At 74.2% G+C, this 1,067-nt stretch carries 1 protein-coding gene; it reads right to left on the bottom strand.

Translation table 11 applies throughout. The annotated features are described in order from the left end of the window. A partial coding sequence (locus tag AX737_RS27870) for a carboxypeptidase-like regulatory domain-containing protein (protein ID WP_197430745.1) occupies window positions 1-960 on the bottom strand: 960 nt, incomplete at its 3' end. Window positions 961-1,067: the final 107 nt, after the last annotated feature.

Here is a 1,067-nt window from a genome sequence, read left to right as displayed (position 1 = left end):
CTTGGTGCCGAGGCGGGGAAACAGGCCCGAGGGCGGGGGCGAGAGCCGGCCGCCGACCGAGGACTGCACGACGCCGCTGGCGTTCGGGTCCGGGATGATGCGGCCGGGAAGCTCGACCGAGCGGTGGAAGCTGCCCTGCTCGGTCATGGTGGTGCGCAGGACCAGCAGCCGCTGCGTGGGCTTGGGTACGAAGACGGAGCCGTCGGGCAGGCGTTGCGCGAGGTCCGAGGTCGCGGGCCCACCCTGGCGCGGCTCGATCAGCGCCGCCCCCTGCACCGGTGCGCCATGGTCCTCGTCGCCGTGCGCGAAAGCTGCCGTGCCGAGGATGATGGTGATGCCGATGGCGACCAAGGCCACCGCCGGGGCGCCCCGGCGCCCGCGCGCGAGCGCCGTCACAAGCATACCGAGCAGGAAGGCGACGGCGACCGCGGCCACGAGGGTCGGGTCCTTGGCCGTCAGGCGCTCCCTGACACCGTGGGCGACCTCGGACACGCGCGCCAGGGCCGCCTGCGCCGGAGCCGGCTTGGCGGGGGCTGCGACGGCTTTCGGGTCGGGCACGGTGACTGCGACGGTGAGCACGTCCACGGCGTCGCCCGCGGTGACGGTCGCGACGAGTTCGTGTCGACCGGGCTTCGACAGCCACGGGGCCGGTAGCGCGTATCCGCCGTCGGTCGTCGCGGTCGCGACCTTGGGACCGTCCGGCGTCTCGACCTCGATGGTCGCGCCGGGGACCGGCTCGTTCGTCCGGAAGCGGTCGAGGAACAGCGCCAGGGTTCCGTCGCGCGGGATGGCGACGAGCTCGAAGGCGTCCGAGAGCGCCTCGCCGCGCGGGGCGATGGTCTTCGAGACGGGCGGCGGAGCGGCGCCGTGGTCGTGCCCCTCATGGGCGTGCACGGGCCCCGCCAGGACGGCGGCAAGCAGCGCCACCGCGCCATAGGCGGCAGCAAAACGGGTCGACATGAACGGGAATCCTCGCGTCGGGAAGTCCGGACGGCGCCGTTCGCGGGCGCAATCCGGGCGTCGCGCGCCTCAGGCGCGCCCTACTTCACGCGAGGGTTCGTGGGGGC

It is taken from the genome of Methylobacterium sp. CCH5-D2, from assembly GCF_001556475.1.
Lineage (GTDB): Bacteria > Pseudomonadota > Alphaproteobacteria > Rhizobiales > Beijerinckiaceae > Methylobacterium > Methylobacterium hispanicum.
Note: the sequence above shows the minus strand (reverse complement) of the source record. Positions and strands in the feature narration are given on the sequence as shown.